Annotated in this window: 15 protein-coding genes; 6 read left to right on the top strand and 9 right to left on the bottom strand. The window is 42.6% G+C overall.

Annotation, left to right across the window (positions count from 1 at the left end):
• Positions 1-108: 108 nt before the first annotated feature.
• Complete coding sequence (locus tag V7K30_RS23570; RefSeq protein WP_335003407.1) at positions 109-822, bottom strand: 2OG-Fe(II) oxygenase; 714 nt, start codon at positions 820-822, stop codon at positions 109-111.
• A gap of 68 nt (positions 823-890) precedes the next feature.
• The gene (gene pnuC, locus V7K30_RS23565; RefSeq protein WP_335003405.1) at positions 891-1,433 is read right to left on the bottom strand and encodes a nicotinamide riboside transporter PnuC; all 543 of its coding nucleotides are present in this window, start codon (positions 1,431-1,433) and stop codon (positions 891-893) included.
• A 268-nt stretch (positions 1,434-1,701) separates the two neighbouring features.
• Between pnuC and V7K30_RS23560 the strand changes: the two genes are divergently transcribed.
• Positions 1,702-3,024 (top strand): hypothetical protein, encoded by a 1,323-nt coding sequence (locus V7K30_RS23560; RefSeq protein WP_335003403.1) that lies wholly within the window; start codon positions 1,702-1,704, stop codon positions 3,022-3,024.
• A gap of 112 nt (positions 3,025-3,136) precedes the next feature.
• On the opposite strand, the gene V7K30_RS23555 is transcribed toward V7K30_RS23560, so the two are convergent.
• The 4 genes from V7K30_RS23555 to V7K30_RS23540 all read right to left on the bottom strand — a co-directional run bounded on the left by V7K30_RS23555 (position 3,137) and on the right by V7K30_RS23540 (position 8,355).
• Positions 3,137-3,343 carry a hypothetical protein gene (locus tag V7K30_RS23555; protein ID WP_335003401.1) on the bottom strand — a complete coding sequence of 69 codons (207 nt, stop codon included), beginning with the start codon at positions 3,341-3,343 and terminating at the stop codon, positions 3,137-3,139.
• A gap of 1 nt (position 3,344) precedes the next feature.
• Positions 3,345-5,414 carry a YfbK domain-containing protein gene (locus V7K30_RS23550; RefSeq protein ID WP_335003399.1) on the bottom strand — a complete coding sequence of 690 codons (2,070 nt, stop codon included), beginning with the start codon at positions 5,412-5,414 and terminating at the stop codon, positions 3,345-3,347.
• A gap of 358 nt (positions 5,415-5,772) precedes the next feature.
• Positions 5,773-6,939: a DUF1822 family protein gene (locus V7K30_RS23545; protein ID WP_335003397.1), complete on the bottom strand. Its 1,167-nt coding sequence runs from the start codon at positions 6,937-6,939 to the stop codon at positions 5,773-5,775.
• A gap of 249 nt (positions 6,940-7,188) precedes the next feature.
• Complete coding sequence (locus V7K30_RS23540) at positions 7,189-8,355, bottom strand: sigma-70 family RNA polymerase sigma factor (RefSeq protein WP_335003395.1); 1,167 nt, start codon at positions 8,353-8,355, stop codon at positions 7,189-7,191.
• 529 nt (positions 8,356-8,884) lie between these two features.
• Here V7K30_RS23540 and V7K30_RS23535 point away from each other — a divergent pair.
• The 4 genes from V7K30_RS23535 (at position 8,885) to V7K30_RS23520 (ending at position 16,922) form a co-directional block, all read left to right on the top strand.
• The gene (locus V7K30_RS23535; protein WP_335003393.1) at positions 8,885-9,259 is read left to right on the top strand and encodes a hypothetical protein; all 375 of its coding nucleotides are present in this window, start codon (positions 8,885-8,887) and stop codon (positions 9,257-9,259) included.
• Positions 9,260-9,361: 102 nt separating this feature from the next.
• Positions 9,362-10,732: a radical SAM/SPASM domain-containing protein gene (locus V7K30_RS23530; RefSeq protein ID WP_335003391.1), complete on the top strand. Its 1,371-nt coding sequence runs from the start codon at positions 9,362-9,364 to the stop codon at positions 10,730-10,732.
• Entirely contained in the window at positions 10,725-11,747 is a 1,023-nt protein-coding gene (locus V7K30_RS23525) for a hypothetical protein (protein WP_335003389.1), read from the top strand. Before V7K30_RS23530 ends, V7K30_RS23525 begins: the two co-directional genes overlap by 8 nt.
• Positions 11,748-11,762: 15 nt before the next feature.
• Positions 11,763-16,922 carry an nSTAND1 domain-containing NTPase gene (locus tag V7K30_RS23520; RefSeq protein WP_335003387.1) on the top strand — a complete coding sequence of 1,720 codons (5,160 nt, stop codon included), beginning with the start codon at positions 11,763-11,765 and terminating at the stop codon, positions 16,920-16,922.
• On the opposite strand, the gene V7K30_RS23515 is transcribed toward V7K30_RS23520, so the two are convergent.
• Positions 16,876-17,220 carry a hypothetical protein gene (locus V7K30_RS23515; RefSeq protein ID WP_335003385.1) on the bottom strand — a complete coding sequence of 115 codons (345 nt, stop codon included), beginning with the start codon at positions 17,218-17,220 and terminating at the stop codon, positions 16,876-16,878. The genes V7K30_RS23520 and V7K30_RS23515 overlap by 47 nt on opposite strands.
• Positions 17,221-17,488: 268 nt before the next feature.
• Between V7K30_RS23515 and V7K30_RS23510 the strand changes: the two genes are divergently transcribed.
• Complete coding sequence (locus V7K30_RS23510) at positions 17,489-17,689, top strand: hypothetical protein (RefSeq protein ID WP_335003383.1); 201 nt, start codon at positions 17,489-17,491, stop codon at positions 17,687-17,689.
• Between the two features lie 350 nt (positions 17,690-18,039).
• Here the strand turns inward: V7K30_RS23510 and V7K30_RS23505 are convergent, their stop codons facing one another.
• Entirely contained in the window at positions 18,040-19,215 is a 1,176-nt protein-coding gene (locus V7K30_RS23505; protein WP_335003381.1) for a low temperature requirement protein A, read from the bottom strand.
• A gap of 395 nt (positions 19,216-19,610) precedes the next feature.
• The gene (locus V7K30_RS23500) at positions 19,611-21,056 is read right to left on the bottom strand and encodes a sensor histidine kinase (protein ID WP_335003380.1); all 1,446 of its coding nucleotides are present in this window, start codon (positions 21,054-21,056) and stop codon (positions 19,611-19,613) included.
• Between the last annotated feature and the right edge of the window lies 1 nt (position 21,057).

The following is a 21,057-nucleotide window of genomic DNA, read 5'->3' as shown; positions in this document are numbered from 1 at the left end:
ACCAGGAAATCTATAAATTTTCCCGTATTTTATAATGACTGTTTTTTGCTCAAGACAATATTTGTTAATTAATTCTTAACATGGAAGAAAGATTAACTCTGTATCGCCTCAACGGCGAAACACCTGGCGAAAACCAAAATAGGCGATCGCATCTTTCATATTTGAGACAAAACGTTTTAGCATACCCATGCGGGTGTCGGTGACGTACTCCAAAGTCAAGACAATGCGCTGTTCATTTTCACCCAAAGGAGTAACTCTGTGGTAAAGTTTGTCACCATTGAATAACACTATAGTACCAGGGGTTAAAGAGAGCGATCGCGTTTGAGTCTCCCGTTCAGGAATATCCTTGTAGAGTTGATATTCCAGCTTACTGGACGAATTATCAACCAAACCAAGCAACACTGTATAGCGTTTCCCGTGATAGTAAGAGGTATCGTAATGATACTGAATGTGATCTCCAGGCTCAGTGTAATAGTACAACGCATAAGTATGGGGATCAGCATTAGGACAGGGAAGGAGTTTTTCTGCCGTAATTTTGTTGAGAAACTCAAAAAAGGCACTGAGTTGATAAAACTCTCCGAAAATCGGAGCAAGGCTGTCTAAGCTATAGCGGCTGATACTACCGCCCTTTTTATGATTGGGAATATAGTTGCGGTTTATAGCAGGTTGCAAAGATGGCAACAGCGCCAAGAACTTCTCGATGATGGAGTTAGGCAGAAAGTTCTCCACCACCAACAATTCATTCTGAGCTTGATACTCAGCTTGAAGTTTCTGGTAATCAACAGCTGCTATAGCTTTATAAATTTCAGTTTGAAGCTCCATTGATAATTTGATACTAATACAAGATTGCAAAAATAAACATAGCATTCTTTAAAGATACACAGGAGTTTTCAGTCCTGCATTTTAGCTATATTGAGCCAGGATATTGAGCCGTTAATTGCTATGGACAGCAGAATTACATAAAGAAAAGCAATAAATTTAACTTCTTTAACGTAGTACAACCCAATGCTAATAACATCAACGATGATCCAGTAATACCAGCTTTCAATCCTTTTTTGCACCATCAGCCACATAGCAGTAAAACTCATGATTGTTGTGAGTGCATCTAAGCAAGGAAAAGAAGCTTTTTCTGGAAATATTACAGGGAGTAACAGGTGAATTTGACTCATCAAAGCTCCCGTTGCGAATGAAACTGCTATTGTGATTGCGGCAATCAAAACAATTTTACGCGGTTGACTATATCGAACCTTCAAAACCTGCTCAGGATCAGGTGTACTCCATCGCCACCAGCCATACACACTAACAATTAAGTAGTATACTTGTTCTAACATGTCCGAATACAAACGGATTTGATAGAAAAGCGCCATATATAGCAATACGCTTACTATCCCAACAGGCCAAGTCAGAATTTTCCTCTGAGCAATTAGCCACACTGACCATAGATACAAGACCGTTCCAAGAGTTCTAGGTAGCTCATGGGATATCCCATAGGATTGAAGGCGATAGTATTTACACTCCAAAATGTTGCCGCATGACTGCCGCTTTATAAATCAGACAAAAAGACAAAGGCGTAGCCCCTTTCTCTTCATTCTCTGTTTTTGGCGGAGGTATTGTTTTTCAGACAAATTTTTTAATATACGGAATGACTCAAGTATGGTTACACTACCGACATAGTAATCACTGTTGGTGGAATACCGAACGATGTATAGAAATGCTAAAAGATTTACTGCTATTTTTCTGTTGGTTTTTCTGTTGATTATTTCTATCAACTTTGCAGTAATTGCTCAAAATAGTTCAGATGGCCCTTCTGTGGATTCTGCATCGCCTCAGGTCTGTTCAGTACCTCCTGGTCTGAGAACTCAACGAGTCATTGCCGACAATGATCGTAACCAAGTTAAAATGGGCGATCGCATCAGGGTGAGAGTTGAAGGATTATCAGCGGCGACCAGAAATGCAACGCCTAATGCCAATTCATTTGATCCTCGACAATTAGTGTTGTACCTAGATGGCTATGAACTAGAGGATGTCCACGGAGAACCAGTCATCGTTATGGTTCCGGGTAAAGTTCAAACGAAAATTGATGAAGATTGGTTAGCCTTTCGACTTGAACGTACCGATTCGTCTCAAGCTGCATGGGATACGCTTCTTGGTCAAGCAAACAGATACAGTATTAAGGTAATAGCGGGGGTAGGCTGTCCTAAGAAACTGGCGATTCCAGTAAGCAATCCTCTATCACCTCCTCAATTAAAAATAGTTCTGTTATCGTGGCGATTTTGGCTGTGTCTGCTTCTACTTCTGGCTATTGTTTTAATATTCATTAGGTATTGCCGAAACGCCCTTCGTAGCCCTGGAATAGAAGGGGTTTACTCTAAAAAAGAGGTAATCGGTGGTCAGGAACTGTTGATTCCAGAAAAGGCTGTTCTTCAAAACGAATATCGTAAAAGCCGAATTGCTCAATTTTTTCTTGGGAGGAAAAAATTGAACAGAAACCCGTTCAGTCTATCGATATCTCAACTTGCTTTTTGGACATTTATAATTTTTGGTTCTTACCTGATTATCTACGGCATAACCGGAGATTATACCAATATTTTGACTAAACAATCACTAATATTATTGGGAATCAATTCTATAACTGCATTTGGGACTTCGTTAATTGATGGGCAGGGTGATGAGAAAAACAGAAAAGGTAGTCAACGCGTTTCTGAAGGGTTTTTCTCCGATATATTATCGGATATTAATGGAGTCAACTTTCATCGGTTCCAAACATTTATTTGGACAGTTGCGATCGGACTATTCTTTGTTTGGGAGGTCGTTAAAAAACTGGCAATGCCGGAGTTTGATGAAACACTTCTTACACTACAAGGAATCAGTGCCGCAACATATCTTGGACTTAGAGGGCAAGAGGAGCATGGCATGATAAAAGAACCGGAATCTACATCCACACAAGATAACTCATCTGAACCACCGCTTCCACCAAAACAAGACAATCCACCGGAGACCGATTCATCGATTCCTGCTAGCTAAATCCTAGAGAGTCATCTGGTGCATTAGAGGTTGAATCTTTAGCTGCGTTGGCTACCCGCCTAATTTAGGCATGGCGTACCCGTCTTCGGATTCAACCGTAATCGCTCCTTGATCAATACAGCAGAGAGCGATCGCCTATTTGATTGCAGACATCAAAGGCGATCGCGAACAGCGTGCGGCACGCTCTTGCTCTTTTGGTGTGGGTTGTGAATATCTCCAAGAGATTACGGCGCTTTTCAAGTAATTGAACTACACCACTCCCTACTCCCCGTCTCAGTTGTGGTCTAAATACCTGAAAAATGCTGTAAAAGCAATCCAAATCATTTCTTCGTAATCAACTCCCTAGATTGCTCCACCAGGCGAATAAACTCACCCCGATAGCCCTCCTGGTCTTCCCCCTTTCCTTGAGTCGCCAATTTCATCACCAAATCATAGTTAGCATTCCCCTTATACTCAGAGTCACGCAGCACCATCCCAAAGGCCGCCACCGCAGCAGCAAATCTCAGGTTTGTGGAGGGGATCTGATCGGCTCTCAAATCATCATCTTGGATGGTTTGGGTAATTAGTTGACTGGTGCTGTCCTGGGGCAATTTATAGCGTAGTTTCACCTGCATCAACTCATTGCCAGCAGTATTCAGGGCAGTTTCACCAGAACCCTGATACCGCAAGGGGTCTACCTCAGGCAGTTTCACATCACTTTTCCTACCAGTGGGAATTATTTCATAAAGCGCTGTCACAGAATGACCAGCCCCAATATCCCCTGCATCTTTCTTATCGTCATTGAAATCTTGGTTTTGCAGCAGGCGGTTTTCGTAGCCAATCAAGCGATATGCCTGTACTTTCGCCGGATTAAATTCCACCTGAATTTTTACATCCTTGGCAATGGTAAACAGAGTTCCCCTCAGATCGTTAACTAAAACCTTTTTGGCTTCCAATAAAGTATCGATATAAGCGTAGTTGCCGTTACCCTTATCAGCCAGTTGCTCCATTTTTGAGTCCTTATAATTGCCGGTGCCAAATCCTAACACCGTCAGGAAAATTCCCTGATCTCGCTTCTGTTCAATTAATCGCGTCAGGTCGGCATCACTAGAAACCCCGACATTAAAATCTCCATCGGTAGCTAAAATTACTCTATTATTACCAGATTTGAGGAAGCTTTGTTTGGCTATCTTGTAGGCGAGTTCAATGCCCTGACCGCCAGCAGTAGAGCCTCCAGCCTCTAAACGGTCAATCGCCGCCAGAATTTTTGATTTCTGACTACCAGGAGTAGTAGGTAACACCAATCCAGCGTTTCCAGCGTAGACCACCAAACTTACCCGGTCTTCAGGACGCAGTTTATTTACCAGCAATTTGAGGGACTGTTGCACCAAGGGTAATTTGTTGGGGTCATCCATAGAACCGGAGACATCAATCAAAAATACTAAGTTGCTGGGTGGTAAGGTTTCACTCTCTAGGCGTTTGCCTTGCAAACCCACCTGTACAAGCTTGTGTTGAGCATTCCAGGGAGCAGCAGCAACTTCAGTGGTTACAGAAAAAGGGCCATCGCCTTTTGGTTGGGGATAATTGTAGGTAAAATAGTTGATCAGTTCCTCAATTCGCACTGCATCCTTGGGTGGTAATTCCCCTTGAGTAACAAACCGTCGCACATTGCTGTAGGATGCTGTATCTACATCAATGGAAAAGGTGGAAAGGGGGTCATTACTGACGCGATGAAAGGGATTATCCTCAATCCGGTTATAGTTTTCTGTATTGAATCTGCTACTTGTTTGTGGCTCAGGGGCAACCGTTCCAATATTCCTACCAGCTTGGAGTTTAGGGCTTGCGGGACGGTTAACAACTTGATCCTGGACAGATGAGCCAGACGGAATACTAAGGGGTGGGGGCGTAAGTAAAGATTGAGTCTTTCGGGTAGACTCGGCTTGAATACGTTCTCTGGTAGCCTCAGTAGGAGTGATGGGACTACGAGTTTCCAATTCATCTATCTGACTTTTTAGGGTTGCTAACTCTGGTGCGAATTCTGACTGCAAGCGTTGCAGGGTTTTCATATCCGCTTCGGTAACTATCTTGGGGTCAGTCGCTATTAGTTCATTGCTCCGATTCAGACAGGCATTCAAGACTGTAGCAAACTCAGTCCGGGTTATCCCAAGAGTGCCAAAGTTTTGGACGGAGACGACACAACTATACTGTTGTACCAATGCCTGGAGTGCCTGGTAGTCAGGGTGATTGGGTAGAATGGAGGTTGTTGGGGTAGAACTAGGAGGTGTCTGATTGCCTGGAACCGCAACCGTAGCAGACTGACGTAAAATCGCAATTCCTACTGACGGTATCAATAACAACAGTGTTGTAATAATGACTCGCTGCCACATTTTGGATGGAATCGGGTAAGACATAGCTAAATCCTCACACTAAATTTGTGTATCAGATCAAAACCTTGTGGGATGTGTGGAAGCCCTGTCTTTTTAGACGGGGTTGCTGACATTTGAAGTTTCCACTTACCTTACTCAGCACTCTTCATCTAGAATAGTCTTGAGCAGCCTGGATTTCATAACCGTTGCAGTTTTGGTAACTGTAGCAGATAGAACACTAACCTTCTCGTCTACCATCAGGGGATATAACAGTGTTTTAACCTAATGGTGTAGTCTCTATCCCATTAGGTTATTCGTTACAGGGCAGTACGCACATCGCTTATCTATCTGCACTGATTGGAGCAATCATTCCACGTCCTGGCTTTCGACTTGAAATTCCTCTTTAAAACTTGAGTATTTCCCAGTCATAGTTGTCGGGAAAAGGTTGTATTTCCCAGACTATGCCTTCTCCTGCTTCTAAGGCAACTTCTACGTAGAGTTGTTCTACAGCCGTTGTGGCTACATCTTCGTTATTGGGAAAAGGCTGTAAATCTTCGGTGAGTAATCGCAGTTTAAAACCACCGGGGATAGCTGCACCGATCGCGGCGTTACGTAATTCAAAACACCAAATAGTTGCATCTTGCTTCTTTTGTGGTGTAATTATCATTTCATAGATTTGACCTGCGATCGCCAACCGACGAGAGAGAATAGTACTTGGTTGTGTGTCTTCCGCACCCCGCGCCCCAGCAGCACTCTGTTGTAAATCAAAGCTTCCCCAACCGAAAGCCTCAGCAACTTGAGAAACACCGCTTTGCAACCATTGCAGAACTGACCACTGTTCTGGTAATCCTAAGCGTCGTTGATATAAATTTTCTCGCCAACCGCCATGTTGAATTAATCCACCCCAGAGTTGAAAAGGGATTTCTTGCCGGGGTGTAAGTATTTCCGGGTTTCCCAGACGGGCAATTAAATTTTGTGCCTGTTGTGGTGATAAGCTCGGAATCTCTTCAATAGCAATACGGGTGGGTTCCTCTGGACACAATTGATGCGCGATCGCTAAAACGCTGATATCGTTGATTATATCAGTAGCATCCAGGGAATAAGTGCGATCGCTGGCATCATAACTGCCTTGAGTTTTCAGTTTTTCATGGCTACAATAACCCCAAACCCTCACATAGCCTTCATCTGGTTCAACTTGCACAGCTAAATAATAATCACCTACCCAACTAGGAATATCCACCCATTCTTGGGGTACTCGCAATTGACTCAAATCAATTGCTTCACTAGGAACCAAGACTAATCTTGTTGCATCAAGCGTGAGTGCAATTCCATTAACCAGTTCCCAGAAACTTGGTAAAGCATTGATAGTTGGCCAAACCTTTGTCTGTGGCGTCCAGTCTTCTTGCAACCATACTAAGATAGCACCCAGGCAAAGTTGATTAATATAAGCTTGATAGCGAGAATTAGGATTAGAAAAAGCTTGACTGTCCAAATCCGCTTGGTTTTGGGTAATTGTAGGGATTTCTAAAACCAAATCTGTTGGGTTAGCGAAAGTAAATACAGTAGTCATAGGGATTGGGGATTGGGGACTGGGATTAGGGATTGGGGATTAGGGATTAGGAGACCTCTTGCAAAAGTCTCTAACACCCCACCCCCAACCCCTCCCCGCTTGCGGGGAGGGGAGCGTTTGCGTCAGCAAATGCGGGGTGGGGTTCTTTATTTGTGATTATATGCAAGAGGTCTAGGGTTGAGGTTCTGAGCTAGATTAACGAAGTTCTAACTCCCCAATAGTCCCCAGTCCCCAATCCCCAGTCCCCAGTCATACACCATAGTAATTTTTCAACCATTCCTCCATTAGTATGTTTATACTTTTGAGTAGGTCGGAAGTAACGGAAATATGCAAACTATCTTTACTCCAGTTAGCTAAAAAGCGTAACAAAGTTTCTTGGGCTTTTTTTAGTCGCCGTGAGACAGTATATTGCTGTATTTCTAATTCTTTGGCAATTTTGTCTTGAGTTAGTTCTTGAGCATAATAAAGTTGCAAAATTTCTTGTACTTGCGGTTCAAGTTGAGCGATCGCAGCCACTAAAACTTTGTTAATCTCAGTTTGTTGAAAGTTTCTTGTTTGCTCTTCTTCTTGGGCAAGAATTTCATTGATTAGAGATTCTTGTTGGGTTCCGGGAATATTATCAAGCCACTCCCACGAATTATCGTCCCCTTTAGGGATATTGAGAGAGTCAACCGGAAAGTAACGATAGCGGCGTGCGGCTTTAGCAGCAGTTAAAAGCCACTTTTCTAGGGTTTGGGAATTGACTTGCTGACCACTTTGTGAATTATAAGCTTTAGCGATCGCCTCCCAAATCTCATCGTCTGGTTGAGCAATTTGGCGAGAAGTACCTTTGTGTGTTGGAATATATAGAGTTTTGAAACAGTTCCAAGCTATGACGTAAGCATTAATATCCTCTAGCAATAAACCTGCATTTTGTAAAGACTCCACCAAAAACTTTTTAGTAATTTTTCGTAATAGTCCCCAATCTGTACAAATATCAATTTCACGATTTTGGCGTAAATTTTCCCGAATAGCACTGCTAAAGATGGCGCTAGCGTAGTTTTTTAAAATAAAGCCTTGATCTGCATTAAATCCTTTCAGGACTTTATCAACTTGAGCGATCGCAATTTGAAAACAGTCTGATAGCTTATACTGAGTACTCGCAAAACTGTTAATTGTTTTTTGGGATGCCCAATAACAAGATTCTTGCAAGTAAGCTGTCAGATGCAGTTTAGCCAGTAGCTTTGTCTCAGGAACGAGCCAAAATTTATACCAATATAAAGCCAAAAAATGTTCCGAAATTTCTTGAGGCGTGCGGTTGAGACAACTTTGGATACTGCGACGTAACCTTGATTCCGTCGCCCAACGACTGAAGCGATCGGCGTCAAATTGCACAAAAGTTGAAAAGATTTCAATAATGCTTTGCCGAGGATGCATAAAAAATTGTCACCCAACCTATAGGAAGACTGAAAGCGTTAAACGATGCCTACACAAACTTTACTACAAGGACTGAGGATTATATCTCACTACGCTTGGGTTAAGGAAAATTGTCGGTTGGGTTAAGCAAAGCGCAATCCAACAAAGCCCCAGAAATGTTGGGTTTCGTTCCTCAACTACACACTTTAAGGTTTTTGGCACTAACCCAAGCGTATTAGATTATATTTCAACTCCAAAGAAATTTTGAGCATTTGGTATATTTTCCTCCGTTTGCATGAGTTTGAGGCTTGTTTATCCCTCAAAAATGTTTAAGTTCAGTTAAAAAAATCAAGTATTAAACCTCACTTTTGTGGGGTTTTTATGTTTACATTCAAATTGAATTATTCTCGGAAAACAATTTTCCCAAAGACTGCATAAAAATATCAAAGTAAACCTATTGAGTAAGTGAAAGGTGAAAACTGAAAACTCTAATCTGAGTTTTTCAACACTTGTCACCCGATCACAATTTACTTAATAAGAATAAAATTTCATGTCTACTAAAAAATCCAGCCAAGTCAAATTCATTCTCAGTATTCTTGCTATGACCAGCGTTGCAGCTTTGAACTCGGCTGTTAATGCTCAAACTGTAAAGCCAGATGCTACTGTTGATACTTTCTTGAACCGTGCTAATTTGAGTAGTAAATCTACAAAAGTTCAAAACATCAGAATTGAAAAGTTGTCTCCGACTGTAGAACGAATCAATAACTCCTCAAAACTTCAAAGACAACTAGAGGCTGGAGATAATGGCTGTAATGGTAGCTGCGGTATAAGGAAACCTTCTGACCGAGGACGTGAAGTGATTATTGACCGTGCAAATCGTAGTGGGTCTTTACTCAACCAATCTCTACCTCAGATACGCAAATAAAAACTGCACTCATTAAAGTACAGCAATACTAACTCAGGAATAGTATGTCTACTTTTAAAAGTTCAACTACTATTCCTTATCTATACATTTTGGAGGAAAATTATGAGCATGAAACTTTCCGATTATCATGTTGTAACACCGCAATTTTTTGATGAACTTGAACAACGGATCAAAAGAGTTGTTTTTGCAACACGCACTGCAAGTATACGCATCATTGATGACCATACCTGGAGCCTTATAGAAACCGGACAATTTGAGCAATTTTCTCAAGATATCTTATTTGACTTCGTTGATATGGAACTGATAGTTCCTGCCCATGAGGATGAACTCAAAACAATTTTGGATCGCAATAATGCTGCCAAACTAGATGATGATGTTCTCTCTTTAGTTGTTCAACCCACTGCATTTTGTCAACTAGGATGCCATTACTGTGGTCAAGAGCATACTAACAAAATGATGAGTCAAGACGACCAACAAAGATTCCTAGAACGTACCCGTGTCAAGCTAGCAACTCAAAAGTTTCATAGTCTTTCTATTACCTGGTTTGGTGCAGAGCCACTAGTAGGATTGTCTGTGATTAGAACGCTTACCCCTCAATTAAAGTCTCTCGCTGAAAATTTTGGTTGTAGCTACGATGCCCGAATTGTCACAAATGGTTTAGCACTGACAGAGAAGGTTGCAACTGAACTAATTAACGAATTCGATGTAACTTTTATCGAGGTTACTCTTGATGGCGTAGCAGAATTCCACAATGCTCGACGAATGCAGAAAAATGGTTTGCCAACTTTCGATACTATCTTCGCTAATGTTACTGCTTTAGCACATCGAGATGACCTTGATGTACAACTGAGTATCCGTTGTAATGTTGACCATGAAAATTATGAATCTGTTTCTTTGCTACTGCAAAAGTTAGCTGAGGAAGGGTTACAAAATAAGCTTCGTTTCTATGTAGCACCTATCCATTCTTGGGGAAATGATGCTCATACTCGTTCACTAACTAAAGAGGAGTTTGCCGAATGGGAAATTGCTTGGTTTGGTGAAATGATTAATCTTGGTTTCCCCATTGGACTTATCCCAGAAGTCAAACCTATTGTCTGTATGGCTGTAACACCGAATGCTGAATTGGTGGATGCTTATGGCAATATTTTTAATTGTACTGAGGTGTCTTACGTACCTACTTATGGTACACCTAATGAATATGCCATTGATCACCTATCTGGCAAAGAGATGCCTGGTAAACGCGATCGCTTGGGCAATTTTAATGAACGAGTTCGTCAAGGCGAATACCCCTGTTCTACCTGCCCCATGCTTCCAGTTTGTGGCGGTGCTTGTCCTAAAAGTTGGTTGGAAGGAATAGCGCCTTGTCCTAGTGCAAAACACAACATTGAGCAGCGTTTACTTTTAACTTATGCCTTATCACGTATTGAGCAAGAAGAATCGAGTTTACAAGAGGTTAGTTTAATCAATGCTTGATGTCTCCAGTCAACTCCGACAACAGATAATAGCAAGTTATCGTCAAGGACGTGCCAAACCGATCCAAATTCCCCAAGGCTCTGCTGATTTATTCAGCGAAAAATTGCAAGCATTAATGGCGAGACGTTTGCTTTTACCAGACCAATTACTTCTGCGTCGATATACTAATGCTTGCAACCAAGGGCTAATGGCAGCTCGTCATAGACAACTAATAACAGCTGAACAGTTATTCACGGAGGCGCGTATACCTTTGCAAATGGATACACTTTCTCATGAGGCTAAATTGCTGCATCAATCTTTTATGGAACAATCAGAAGCTTACCTCGATTATTGCCATGATGATTTTGACAAAGTTTACAGCCGAATTGAGAAGGCTTTGGCATTAGATGTCATTTTAGAGGCAGAATATGGTTACGATATTCTTCTAATGCATCGGATTCAGCTATTGCACAATCTAGTACGGACTGAAGCACGTCGCTTGAATTTTGAAGGTGCGATCGCCCTTGCTTCTGAAATACTTGGCTATCTTAATGGCCAATTGGAAACTTTACCTACTCCTCACCCTTGGGGTTTTGAGCGTATGGGACTTCAACCTTCAAAGCTTGTCACTGCCATGTTTGCTCAAATCACCAGTGAAGTTGCCCTGATTCTGACAGCAAAGAACCACAAGCATACTCGTCAATTATTAAAAGTCGCTACAAATCATTTACAGTTACAAGCTAACCCTAACAATTCTTGTCACCCACAGTGTGATAGTTGGTTCTCTGTGAAGCAGGCATTTGTAGATCAAGATATTATTACTTTTTTGGAACGAGCCTCTGATTTCTTGGCTGAGGGACTTGCTGATACACCCTTACTTTGGTACACAACAATTATTGATTTACTTGCCCTATCTAATACACTGGGTTGGTTAGATTTAAGTCAGGAGATTACAACAAATGCACTGCATTGGAAAAATCTGCCACATCAGCTTGCTTCTCTGGTGTTTATCAGTCCAAGTGCTAAAACAGCATAAATAGTAATTTAAATAATGTCACCAATTGGGATCACCAGTGGCTCAACTTCAGTCAAACAAACTGCAACTCCTAAGCTGTGGCTAATGTTGATGGGAGTCAATCAATATCAAGATGACGGACTACCCAGCCTTAGTTATTCGACAGTAGATTGTCAGGGTTTAGCAGAAGCATTGGTAGATGCAGCCGCACAATTTACCCAAACTGAGGTCAAAATATATCATGATTTTGCACCGCAACCACCATCTTTAGAAAACATCCGTGCCAGTCTCCAGCAAATTACGACTGCGGCTCAACCTATTGATACTATTTTATTTTATTTTTCTGGACATGGAATTGTAGAACCAAACACGCAGCAAGCATTTTTGTGTTTGGCAAATACTCAAAAATCTGATCTGCAAAACACAGCTTTAGCTTTACAAGAACTTTTGCTATTGTTAGGTAATAGTGGAGCGCAAAATCAGCTTGTTTGGCTAGATGCTTGTCATAGTGGCGGGATGACACTCAGAGGTACAACAAGAGAACCATTGCTGAATGCTACACCAAAAATGGTTGAAGTATTACAACAGTGTGCTGCTAAAAGTAAAGGTTTTTATGCTTTGCTTTCCTGTGATAATAATCAGCAATCTTGGGAGTTTCCCGAATTGGGACACGGGGTATTTACTTATTATTTAATGAAAGGGTTAAAAGGTGAGGCAGCAGATAGCCAAGGCTTAATTTCTGTAGATAGTTTGTATCGATATGTATATCATCAAACTCTCCAATATATAGATAAAAGTAATCAACAATTGCGGCTGATTAATCAGCAGAAAAAAACTAAAGGAGAAACTCAACTTTTTCGAGAATATCCGTTGCAAACTCCTAAACGAATTGTTGAGGGAGTTGGGGAACTAATTATCGGGAAAGGATTAACCAAGGCAACTCTTGGGGTGCATCGCCGAATCGGAATAGTAGTAGAGGGATTATCAGTCAGCAAAACAACACTAGATATTAGCAAATTTCTCGGAAGTGCTGGAGGTTTTGCACTAGAGTATTTGCCAGCAACAAAAGTATCTGCTGATCGGATCAAAGAAGCGATCGCTCGTCATTTACAACAACCAGCATCAGAAGTTATACTGCTTTATCTGCGGGGACGAATTGAAGAAACCGACGCCGGCGAATGGTTATTGCTGGGAGAAAATATCCGCATTAAGCGTTCTTGGTTGAAACAACAGCTACGTCTCTGCACCACTCAACAAATTGTCATCCTCGATTGTCCTGTAGCTAATGCATCCTTGCAAGATTGGGTAGAAGATTTGCAAATTGACTCCCACCAAGGACAATGTTTAATCGCCTACGCCTCACCTGCTGAGGCACCAGAACGCTTCGCCCAAAAATTTTTTGATACCTTGATGGCGGCAACGCATACAGATGGACTCTCAGCCGCCGGAGCGATCGCTCAACTACAATTATCCTTAGCAGGTAGCGGTGTGCCTCTTTACATCTGGCTATCAGGCACACAAGGCATTATCGAAATTCTCCCAGCAAAAACTTACACAAACACACCAGAATCAACCACAGGATTGGATTTGGGAGTATGCCCTTACATGGGGCTAAGTGCTTTTTTGGAAGAAGATAGTCAGTATTTTTACGGAAGAGAAGCTTTAACTCAGCAGTTAATTCACCAACTACGCGATCGCTCTTTTCTAGCTGTCATCGGTGCTTCTGGAAGCGGCAAATCTTCAATTGTGCAAGCTGGTGTAATTCCTCAACTGCGATTGGGTAAACAAATACCTAGTAGCGAACAATGGTGGATTAGAAGCATTCGTCCGGGTGCAAATCCTCTGGAAGCTTTAGCGCGGCGGCTTGCGGCAGCAGTAGGGGAGCCGGGGGAAAATGATTTTTCATCCTCTTCATCCCCCCATCTCTTGTTAGAGGGAATATTTCACCAAGGAGTAGAGGGATTTGTTTACTGGATACGCAACCAACCCCATCGAGTTTTGGTGTTAGTGGTAGATCAGTTTGAAGAACTCTTTACCCTAGCTCCAACCCCAGACAGAGAGCTATTTTTAGAATTATTGCTGGGAGCGGTGCAATATGCTGGCGATCGCTTCAAATTAATTATTACTTTACGGGCAGACTTTATTGCCTCCTGTTTAGAAGTACCAGCACTGGCGAAAGCTTTGCAAGATTTGAGTGTGTTAATTCCACCGAAGCTAAGTTTGGATGATTATCGGCGGGTGATTCTCAACCCGGCTCAACAAGTCGGGTTAAAAGTAGAAACAGAACTGGTGGAAGTATTATTGCGAGAGCTAAATCACTCACCAGGAGATTTACCGTTACTGGAATTTGTTTTAGAGCAATTATGGCAACATCGAGTTGCTGGTGAGTTGACTTTACAGGCATATCAAGAGCAACTCGGCGGAATTCAAGGAGCATTAGAGCGATCGTCTCAGGCTGTTTACGAAAGTTTAGATCCCCAAATGCGCGAGTGTGCAAAATGGATTTTTTTATCTTTGACGCAACTAGGTGAGGGTACAGAAGATACTCGCAGACGGGTACATAAATCAGAGTTGATAGTGAAAAAATATCCCACTGCATTGGTAGAAAAAACCCTCAACGTTTTAACCTCTGCGAAGTTAGTGGTGATGAATTTAGAAGAAGATCCAAATATTGTCGAGGGTAGTAAAGGAGACGACAAAATAAGTACTTATCAGTCTCCCTTGTCTCCTTCCCCGATAACAGTAGAAGTTGCCCATGAAATCCTCATCCGTCATTGGTCAACTTTACGCTGGTGGTTAGAAGAAAACCGCGATCGCTTGCGAAAACAAAGGCAAATTGAGCAAGCTTCCCAATTGTGGCTGCAACGTAGTCAGCAAGCTGATTTCTTGTTACAAGGAGTGCGACTCGCCGAGGCAGAAGATATCTATATTAAATATACCGACGAACTTTCGGCTGATGTGCAACGGTTTATTGAAGCTTGTTTAGCACAAAGAAAACAACAGCAACTACAAGAGAAAAGCAGACTCAAACAAGCTCAAAGGGCTGTAGTTGCACTCAGTGTTTTGGGATTAGCGGCTGTCTGTTTGGGTGGGTTAGCCTATTGGAAATCTCAAGCAGCCCAATTGCGAGAAATTGAAGCCTTAAATGCCTCATCTCAAGCTAATCTTTTATCACATCAGCAGTTAGAAGCACTGATTGCTACTGTCAAAGCAGGTAAACAGCTAAAAAACACTCTTGGCGCACCAGCCGAACTGCAAACTCAGACTCTGGGTGTTTTACAACAAGTAATTTCTGGAACCCAAGAACGCAACCGTTTGGAAGGGCATAGCGCTGAAGTTTTGAGCGTGAGTTTCAGTCCTGATGGCAAAACAATTGTATCGGCTAGTAACGACAAAACAGCCATACTTTGGGGACGTGATGGCACAAAGGTACGAACATTAACAGGGCATACTGGTACAGTGCGGAGTGTTAGTTTCAGCCCAGATGGTCAAATGATTGCAACTGCTAGTTTTGATCGTACCATCAAGTTGTGGAGAACTAGCGACGGTACTTTAATTAGAACATTAAACGGTCATACTGCGGAAGTTCTGAGTTTATCTTGGTCTGGCAACGGTGAGACGATCGCTACTGGTAGCGCCGATCGCACTGCTAAAATTTGGCAAGTTAGCGATGGTCATTTGCTGAGAACTTTTAGCGGATATAGAGATTTTGTTACTAGTGTAAGTTTTAGCCCTGATGGGAAAATGTTGGCGATCGCTAGTGCAGATAAGACTGTTAAACTTTGGAGTGTTAGCAATGGACAGTTGCAAAAAACACTACTTGGGCATAGCGCCGCAGTTTCCAGTGTCGCTTTTAGTCCCGATGGTCAAATAGCTTCAGCCAGTGAAGATAAAACCGTGAGACTGTGGCGTAGAGACGGCACACTACTGAGAATTATTCCAGCGCACAATGCAGAGGTACTCAGCGTCAACTTCAGTCATGATGGTCAAACCTTAGCTTCCACCAGCGCTGATAGCACAATCAAACTTTGGAGTTCTCAGGACGGCTCTTTACGCCAAACTTTATTAGGACATAGTATAGCAGTCTACAGCGTCAGTTTTAGCCCAGATGACCAGACCGTAGTTTCGGCTGGCGCTGATCAAACTGTTAGACTTTGGCAGCGAGACGATCCTCTATTCAAAACTCTCACAGGACATCAAGGTAAACTTTATAGTGTGAATTTTAGCCCCGATGGGCAAACTTTAGCTACCGCCGGTCAAGACACTACGATCAAACTTTGGCAGCGTGACGGAACTTTGCGCCAAACCCTCGAAGGTCATGCTACTTCAGTTTATGGACACAGTGCTGATGTCTACAGTTTAGCCTTTAGTCCTGATGGCGAGACATTAGCCTCAGCTAGTCAAGACTATTACATTAAACTTTGGCGGACTCGTGACGGCTATATGGTTAAAACCCTCCAAGGGCATCGCCGCGAAGTCAATAGTCTCAGCTTTAGCCCTAATAGTCAAATTCTGGCCAGCGCCAGTGGTGATATGACCATTAAACTTTGGAATCTTCAAAGAAAAGCTTTAATTAGAACTCTCCAAGGACATACGGCTGAAGTTTTGAGCGTTCGTTTCAGCCCTGATGGTCAAGTACTGGCTTCAGCTGGTAGAGATAACAAAGTTTTGCTTTGGAGAGTTAAGGATGGCAAGTTACTGTATACTTTACCAGGACATACTAACGCTGTCAACGCCATCAGTTTTAGTCCTGATGGTCAAGTACTCGCCTCAGCTAGTGCTGATAAAACTATCAAACTCTGGCAAGTCAGCAATGGAGCTTTACTACAAACTCTTACAGGACATACTGATGGCGTGTTCAGCGTCAGCTTTAGTCCTGATGGCAAGATGATCGCCTCAGCTAGCGGTGATGGAAGCATCAAACTTTGGAACCGTGATGGCAGAGAACTCAAAACTCTTCCAGGTCATAATGATGCAGTATTGAGCGTCAGTTTTAGCCCTGATGGGAAATTTTTGGCTTCTGCCAGTTTTGATGGTACAGCTAAACTTTGGCGTCTTCTTAGCACAGAACTGCAAACCCAAGATTTAGATAATCTACTGATTCGCAGTTGTAATTTGCTAAACGATTACCTCAAAACTAACCCTAAGATTAGCGACCAAGAACGGGGTTCTCTATGTTCAGATTTACGTGGCTAGAATTGATCGTATTTTTTAAACCTGTACCCACGTTTTGCAACAATGTATCTTTGCGAGGAGGTCTGGGCCCTGGGCCTTTTACCGGACTGCTACCGCCGGTTGGCCCAGGGGATTGGTCATCTCCTGGGTTCCTGAGTTGATTCTTAATTGCAGGAGTTTGAAACTCTGCTTGTACCAAAGCTGGTTGTAAACTACCAACTTTGGGTGTAATAGACTGTATGGGATTTGCTAAAGTGGGTAAGGCAGTGAATAATATCGTTGGTAACGCGATCGCTAAACTCAAAATTTGTTTTTGCATATCAAGCCTTTTTCCTCTTTAATATATACTTAAAGCTAAACTACTAAGCAGCCTGTCCCTTTGTATATACTTAGCTACAAAGGCAAGCAACAGCATTCCAGATTGTGGGTTTAAAACCCTTCAGTGAGTTAATAGATCCAGTTGAGTTTTTTTATGCAGTTTTCTGAGTAGTGTTTCCAGAACTTATATCTGTTAAATAATTAAAGCGATCGCCACTCAACAATTATGGCTGTATCGTCTCTACCTTCCCATGTACCAAAGGGAGGACGTGGGGCCACACTTTGGTTACGCCGAAACCAATGCTCGACCGATCAAAGAGAAAATTCTCCAGAAGAATGAGATGACTGCATTCTTGATTCGCATTGATCGGCAAACGGGTAAACGCGGGGCTGAGAAAGATTGGGCATTGGATACGAGTTGTAAAATTGAAGGGCAACGCAATTGGTCTATCAAGAACCTATCGCACTAATAAAATTTATGCTCAAAAGCTTAAGCTTATTGAGAACTAAAAACGAAAAATCAAGCTTTTCAAGCACGTTTTACATTCTCAATCAATCTTAGCGTAGGCGTAGCCCGCCGCAGGCATCGCAATAAGTAAGTCGGTACGATAAAACCCATGTATGTTTAGTTTTGTAAAAACTATGGAATGACCAATTTATTGGCTATTTGCAGATTTTACATTTTGTCACATAGCTTGATTTTTTGACGCCTACTTACTTACCTGCTCAGTTTCTTATGCTTCATATCTAGCAAGCTTTTTGCCTTTTTCTAACCGTCGAACTCACGTTACTTTAAGTCCCACTTATTAGTGTGATAGGTTCATAAAAAACTAGTAACCTGACGCAGATCGAGGATAATTTGAACAGCACAAACCACAGCTATAAGCCCAATCAACTCAGTAGGTGACAAACCCACGCCAGCTACAGCGAGAAACAAAACAACAGTTGCAGCTACAAAACGATACCCCGCCCTGGCTCTACAGCGTAGTCCGGCGTTAATGCTCAGTCCAGTAAGATAGATAACTCCTAAAGTAAGCAAGCACAGCGCCAAACTAGCGCAAATCAGCCAGCGTTCAGCAGACGGCAGTACCAGATCCGGATTGCTTAAAACGACGTGCTTCACACCAACTCCGGTAGTGGCAATACCAATGGTCAGAGGTAAGTGCATATATACCCAAGTCTGATAGGCTCCGATACAGCGACACGCACGGGCAGCCTGGATTGCTGAGCCACCTAAATTGTCAAAATAGAGCCACCACAAACTAAAAGCAATGCTCAAACCAAACATAGCAGCCCATGCTGATGATAAATTCCACTGCTGCTGTGCTACACCATTAACTACCGCTAAGACTGTCTCGCCTAGCACAATTAAGGTAAATAGCCCAAAACGCTCAGGTAAATGTGAAGCGTGGGGAGCCAGTTCTATGTGCACAGACTTTCCTGCTGTCAATACTGTTCCAAACTCCAGCGTCAACGCTAACATCCAAAATTCAAATCGCAGTGGCATCGGCACAAATGCCGACACCAGCCAGACCAATGTCCCTAGTCCACAACCTTTCACAATTCGGGTTGTTAGTGGCCGTGCTTTAACTATATGTTGTCCAGCGCGTAGGAACTCCAGGACGAGCAAGACCCTAATGGCAGTGTAGGCAAGGGCGAAACCAGCAGAACTTTTACCTAAGCCGTCGTGTACGTTCACTGCTAATGCAGCCACTGCAACCATTTGGAAGGCGGTTAGCAATCGATGTCCCAGATCATCAGTATCAAATAGGTTAGCGTAGAATGTAGCCCCAATCCAAGACCACCAGATTGGTACAAAGAGTAGCAGAAAGCCAAGGAAACCCGACAGTGAAACGTCCCGACTGAGATTGTGAACAACTTCCGAAATTGCCACTACGAAAAATAGGTCAAAAAAAAGTTCTAGCCACGTCGCGTGCCGTTCTTCTTCCTTATCCTCACCAATGCGTAACTCAGGAGATTTCAACCATTTTTTCATCCCACACACTCCTTAATCAATTGTGTATAAATTGCATAAGTAAGTCGGCGCGAAAAAACCGAACTATGTAACAATATCTTTGCCAAAAAAAGAGGTCGTCTAGCTTTTGCCGAAACAGCCCAACATAAGAGGGGGCTTGATTCTTAGGCAAAACATAAAGCCCTAGTCCCGACGAACACGACAGTATAAATTCCTTATACACAAACCATACAAGATTTTATTAGCTCAGTTTTTTGCCTTATGGCAAAAACAAGCTATGTATTATCTTAGGTTTGCTCTATGTCAATACTCGTAAATTGGCGAAGGTATTGACCGTACACAACGTATTAAATTTAACTTTAATTTCTCTACTTAAGCTTTCGTTACATACTTATAAATTAAATTTTCCCGCCGACTTACTTAGTTGTATTACCAGATGGTATAAATTGGCATTGATGGCATTCAGATGTTGTTTCAGTCAAAGATATGGGGAGAATAACCTGAAAACGGGTGTTTCCTGGTTCGGAAAACAAGCGGATCTCGCCTTTATGCTTTTCAATAATTCGGTAACTAATGACTAGACCTAAGCCTGTTCCTTGGCCTACCCCCTTAGTGGTAAAGAACGGCTCGAATATCCGCTCTTGAATCTCTGGCGGAATGGCTGGACCATTGTTGGCAATTTCTACTAGTACACAATTATTTTCTCGTGCTGTGCGAATCCTGATTTGTCCTTGTCCACTCATAGCACCGATCGCATTGTCAATCAGGTTCGTCCATACTTGGTTGAGTTCGCTACCATAGACCGAAATGAGTGGTAGGGTCTGGTCATAATCACGCGTTAGAGTAATGCCACCCTTGAGCTTATGACCGAGAATAGTCAGGGTACTTTCAACACCCTGGTGTATATCCACCTCCTGCATCGGAGCCTTATCCATATAGGAGTACTCTTTAATAGCTTTGACCAGTTCAGAAATGCGCCCCGAACTTTGGTCAATTTCGTCCAACAGCTCAATTCCTGTGAGTGTAGCCTCGATCCAAGCTAGAACTTCAGCGAGTGATTCTGGGGGTAAATGCTCCACAATGGTATCCAGGCATTGAGTATCCAGTCCTCCCCGGACTAAGGAAGAAACAATTTTCCAGCCATCAGGCACGTTGTGTAAATCCAGCCAGGCTGTCACCTCTTGCTCGCGATCGCTCTGCGCTAGCAAATCTTCTAAGTCGCAGGGTGTTTCGGCACGTCCAATTACTGTGTGCAGCAAGTTGTCAAGAAACATTAGTTGTTCTTTTGTCATCTGCCTGTAATTGAGTTTGAACCCAAGGTATGGCAATTGTTGAAAAATTTTATGCAAGTGCTTCGCACCTCGGACGACGGCTGTTGCTGGGTTGTTCAACTCATGAGCCAGACCAGCTGCTAAAGTACCGAGTGCAATTAGCTTTTGGTGGTGTTGTGACACAGATTCCAACATTTGCACCCGTTGCGCTGTGATGATTAAAAGGTCGCGTGTAATCGACGGACAGGTTGTCAGCATTTGCCAAAAAGTATCTGTGTCCCATTTCAACATATAAGTCGGTTTCACAGCACGTACATTGACGAGATAGTGAGGAACATCTAATAGAATCAACTCATGACCTGTATATGTTCCAGCACCAAAACTCATTATGTGTCTTTCTACATTGCCGACCTGTTTTCTAAACTCAATCTCGCCTTGTATCAGCACGTAGAAATTCTCTATTGGTTGTCCCTCAAGGGCTATGTATTCTCCTGGAACCAGCCATAGTTCACGGCCGTGTTCAGACAACCATTGGAATTGCTCATCTGTCAATTGTGCAAAAAGTGACACTTGACGCAAAGCATCTAACATA

The organism is Nostoc sp. (genome assembly GCF_036917655.1).
Classification (GTDB): Bacteria; Cyanobacteriota; Cyanobacteriia; order Cyanobacteriales; family Nostocaceae; genus Nostoc.
Note: the sequence above shows the minus strand (reverse complement) of the source record. Positions and strands in the feature narration are given on the sequence as shown.

What these genes read in the sequence shown, in the direction of transcription:
- V7K30_RS23570 (WP_335003407.1), bottom strand. Translation starts at nt 822, where the DNA reads ATGGAGCTTCAAACTGAAATTTATAAAGCTATAGCAGCTGTTGATTAC.
- V7K30_RS23560 (WP_335003403.1), top strand. Translation starts at nt 1,702, where the DNA reads ATGTATAGAAATGCTAAAAGATTTACTGCTATTTTTCTGTTGGTTTTT.
- V7K30_RS23550 (WP_335003399.1), bottom strand. Translation starts at nt 5,414, where the DNA reads ATGTCTTACCCGATTCCATCCAAAATGTGGCAGCGAGTCATTATTACA.
- V7K30_RS23545 (WP_335003397.1), bottom strand. Translation starts at nt 6,939, where the DNA reads ATGACTACTGTATTTACTTTCGCTAACCCAACAGATTTGGTTTTAGAA.
- V7K30_RS23540 (WP_335003395.1), bottom strand. Translation starts at nt 8,355, where the DNA reads ATGCATCCTCGGCAAAGCATTATTGAAATCTTTTCAACTTTTGTGCAA.
- V7K30_RS23535 (WP_335003393.1), top strand. Translation starts at nt 8,885, where the DNA reads ATGTCTACTAAAAAATCCAGCCAAGTCAAATTCATTCTCAGTATTCTT.
- V7K30_RS23530 (WP_335003391.1), top strand. Translation starts at nt 9,362, where the DNA reads ATGAGCATGAAACTTTCCGATTATCATGTTGTAACACCGCAATTTTTT.
- V7K30_RS23525 (WP_335003389.1), top strand. Translation starts at nt 10,725, where the DNA reads ATGCTTGATGTCTCCAGTCAACTCCGACAACAGATAATAGCAAGTTAT.
- V7K30_RS23520 (WP_335003387.1), top strand. Translation starts at nt 11,763, where the DNA reads ATGTCACCAATTGGGATCACCAGTGGCTCAACTTCAGTCAAACAAACT.
- V7K30_RS23515 (WP_335003385.1), bottom strand. Translation starts at nt 17,220, where the DNA reads ATGCAAAAACAAATTTTGAGTTTAGCGATCGCGTTACCAACGATATTA.
- V7K30_RS23505 (WP_335003381.1), bottom strand. Translation starts at nt 19,215, where the DNA reads ATGAAAAAATGGTTGAAATCTCCTGAGTTACGCATTGGTGAGGATAAG.
- V7K30_RS23500 (WP_335003380.1), bottom strand. Translation starts at nt 21,056, where the DNA reads ATGTTAGATGCTTTGCGTCAAGTGTCACTTTTTGCACAATTGACAGAT.